Annotated in this window: 3 protein-coding genes; all 3 read right to left on the bottom strand. The window is 35.5% G+C overall.

Annotation, left to right across the window (positions count from 1 at the left end):
• Positions 1-10 precede the first annotated feature (10 nt).
• The 3 genes from RIV7116_RS33530 to RIV7116_RS33520 all read right to left on the bottom strand — a co-directional run bounded on the left by RIV7116_RS33530 (position 11) and on the right by RIV7116_RS33520 (position 3,391).
• Positions 11-1,387 (bottom strand): phage/plasmid replication protein, encoded by a 1,377-nt coding sequence (locus tag RIV7116_RS33530; protein ID WP_015141694.1) that lies wholly within the window; start codon positions 1,385-1,387, stop codon positions 11-13.
• A 228-nt stretch (positions 1,388-1,615) separates the two neighbouring features.
• Positions 1,616-1,855: a hypothetical protein gene (locus tag RIV7116_RS33525; RefSeq protein WP_015141693.1), complete on the bottom strand. Its 240-nt coding sequence runs from the start codon at positions 1,853-1,855 to the stop codon at positions 1,616-1,618.
• A 1,182-nt stretch (positions 1,856-3,037) separates the two neighbouring features.
• Entirely contained in the window at positions 3,038-3,391 is a 354-nt protein-coding gene (locus RIV7116_RS33520; RefSeq protein WP_015141691.1) for a hypothetical protein, read from the bottom strand.
• Positions 3,392-3,474: the final 83 nt, after the last annotated feature.

Below are 3,474 nucleotides of genomic sequence, written 5' to 3'. Positions count from 1 at the left end.
TGCAGATATACTATTGATTTATATCAGATATAAGATTAAGTAAATTGCAACTATCCCTGTTGTCATCTTCTTTATTTACTACATAAGGATTATTTAGCTTAAGTGCAAAGTTTTGAAGCTTATTACCATCTAGGTCAGTAATCATTGGAGGAGTAATAAAGTTACAACCTGCATCATATATAGCTTTACGAGCATCATAGTAAGCCGTTTTACCATAACTTTCTTGTGCTTCTGCCATACCCTTCCTTTCCACATAAAGCCAAAATCCCATTAAATGTGCTGCTTTATTACGCTTATATTTCTGCTTTAACTTCAACTCAACTAAATCTGCATTATCCATAGTCCTATTTTTACCAATATATTTATTCAAAAATAAATTTAAAAAATGTTCTGGTGTACTTTCTCTATTATAAATAAAACCACCACCCTTGTGAATTAAAACCATACCGTTGTTAGTAGTTGTAGTCAAGGGAGGAGCTTCATATAAAACACCATTCACAAGAGGTGTACCAACACCAGCTTTTAAATTATTATTCACATCATCAAGGGTTTTTCCTTGCTGTCGTAAATGATAATTCATAATCAAAAATACACAACCGAGTCGTTTTACTTCATCATCATCCTTAATGTGGTCATTCAACTCACAGAACTTGTCATTCCAAGTCAAAAAAGTTTTGTCAGTTTTTAAATCTTTAACAGTATCTATACCATTACGCTTCAAGTACACACGACGTAAAGTTGCTTCATACCTTAAAACTCCTTCCGACCTTTCTTCTATCCAATTAATCCACTCGTATTTATAATTAGCTTTTACCATTGCTCTTAAATCATGCTGCCTAAACTCTGGGAGCTTCAAATAGAATTTAAGTGAATAAGTAGACCCAGGAAAAACTATTGAATCTGGATAAATAATTGGCTGCTTATATGGATACTTTAAACCTTTAAGTGAAGTCAAAACGTGCTTAGCATAATCTTGAGTTGGTAACTTCCAAGCGTAACAAACATCAACTCTTCTAAGTTTCCACTTATCTAAAACCGGAAATTTACAGTGTAATTGTTTCTGTAGAAGCTTACGGAAATATTCAAGAGGCGTTACCCAGTCATAAACAAGATGCACGTTATGACCTATCCAAAACTTAGGAATTGAAAATTCAAAAGTCAAATAGGTATCATCAGGTCGGTAATTCGTATCAACATCAAACTTTATATCTCGGTGGTAGCTGTTTTCATCAGTTTCAGCAAGACCTTTGGAACGAACACAGGTCATTTCACCTGTAGATGGTTGAAATTTTACCCATTGCCAGTTTTCATCTTGAGCTAAAAGCTTTTGCAGCTTAACATGTTGTGTTTTTGTAAGGGGTATGCCAAGTTTAATGGTATCAATCATATTTCCGCCAAGTTTTATGGTTGGTATTTATGGATTTAAAAAAACCTAGTTCCCCCCTCGGTTTGAGAAAAAATTCCGGAATTCCGGACACATGTCGGGGTGTTACTAGGAACCCGACATGTGGATTAGGGGAGTTAGATTTTTTTGAATTCATCAAAGTGGCATACCAAGTAAAGGACAAGTACTTATATACCACTTAGTCTGCCTAGTACACAGATACTAAAAAACCTACTCAGTCTCTTTGAGTAGGTTCAAAAATTTCAATCTTGCTTTTTCAACTCCCCACTTTGCTTCATCGTGTTGGCACTCAAGATGTGAATCAAAACACTCAATCAGCAAGTGAATCGTTTCGAGGTCATCTGAATCTAAAGCAAGTTCTAAAAATCGCCGATATCTTTTCAGTTCTGCCAAGTCATCCAGCACGGCAGAAAGTAGCACGTCAATAGGTGCTTCATCACGGTTTATCATTGTATTGCCTCTTAAACGGTATGGACGTTTGAGTAGGAAGTCGTCTCAGGTAGTGTTGCAAGCACTGCTTGAGGCGCTTTAATATTCCTTTGTGATTATTATTGCACTCAAAGTGTTGCAAGATTACTCAGAATCTCCTTAATGCAGTGCAACACTTTAACTTCCACTGGAAGTTATATTGAAACTAATGTAAGTCCTGAAACCCTTAATACTCAAGGTGCAACAAAGAAAATTTAGTTACTTGCAAACTTCCAAAACGACTAGTAACTAATAAAAACGAAAAGCCTTTTCTGTTAATTACCACTCACAGCTGCAACAATCACGTTGCATCCCAAAACCAAAAATAATAAATGAGAACCAATTTCAATTAAAAACGTAATTCCCTGCAATGCTTACGGGGTGTAGATTTCTTATACGTTATTATTTGTTCGAGAAGTTAACTTGTCGCTGAAAATTTATGTGAATTTATATCCCAAAAAAACAGCTAAAAAACCAGTACGTCAGTGACTGGTTAGTGCCCTTTCCCCTTCCCCCTTTATTGAGAAATTGTATGTGCTGCCACCTAATGTAAACCCCTCTCACTTCGTTCGACCCCTCCGGGGCAAGGGGGTTGACATCAGGTTCCGGCAGCACCAGGAAGGTTGGTCACAAGGGGGAAGAGGAAAGAATGGTTGGTGAACAGCTCGTTTAAGAAAAAAAGTAAGAAACAGAAATCTGTTAAAATCCCAAAATGCCGGTTTTCCGCCACTTACAAGTAACTGCTGCTGAGACACACTCCTGCTCGGCATCGGTAAAAAATCCCAGAAACATAGTAAAACCAAATATTTCAACCAAAAAAACAATTAAAAATTAGTTTCTCCTAATTGTTTAACAATGATCTTGTCATAACACCCTTATAAAGGTGTTGAAATATGCTTGTAATACGCTGAAGTACGCATTACAAGCACCTCATTGTTAGGTCATGAAGGTATTGTTTGGGGGTTATGGTCTACTTATTAGAAGTGCAACTCATCCTTGCTACTATATAAACACACATTACACCAACGCCAAATATAGCTAAACTTGAATTCACCACAACCTTTAGTTGCATAAGGATTAGGTGTTGATGATTCAGTATATATTGAATCTTTTAGCAACAAAATTCTGCAATGAAGAAATTGAAAATCACTAATTCTTGTCATTTTATTTTAAATCTTCCGCAGTTATCTCATCACCCAATAAAGCTGTATACAACTTTATTATAGTTTCTCTAGCTGATTTTTTTTGCTTCAAAACCTTCCTTGCTAAAGTAATTAATTCATCCTTGTCATACTGGTTTTTATAACATTCATTTTGAACAGTTTTATTTGATAATTCCTCCCTATACTTATTAGCTATTTGTTGATTTTCTGCTATCAACTTATCATGAGATTCTAAGCAACCAGAGTGATATAAATTCTTCAACTCCTCAACCCTACCTTTTATAGGCTCCGGGACACGTACCATAACGGTTTTATAAGGAGCAGTTTTACCTCTACCACCAATCGACTTTGGCATAATAAAACCTGTATACACCTTTAATATTTATAAGAATATACTTGTATACAGGTTTTGTCAACTATTCAATTTTTCAGGTTTAT

This window comes from Rivularia sp. PCC 7116, assembly GCF_000316665.1.
Classification (GTDB): Bacteria; Cyanobacteriota; Cyanobacteriia; order Cyanobacteriales; family Nostocaceae; genus Rivularia.
The sequence above is the reverse complement of the archived record's forward strand: the minus strand, read 5'-3'. Positions and strand labels throughout refer to the sequence as shown.

Excerpts from the sequence above, each read along its gene's own strand:
- RIV7116_RS33525 (WP_015141693.1), bottom strand. The coding sequence starts at position 1,855 with ATGATAAACCGTGATGAAGCACCTATTGACGTGCTACTTTCTGCCGTG.
- RIV7116_RS33520 (WP_015141691.1), bottom strand. The coding sequence starts at position 3,391 with ATGCCAAAGTCGATTGGTGGTAGAGGTAAAACTGCTCCTTATAAAACC.
- RIV7116_RS33530 (WP_015141694.1), bottom strand. The coding sequence starts at position 1,387 with ATGATTGATACCATTAAACTTGGCATACCCCTTACAAAAACACAACAT.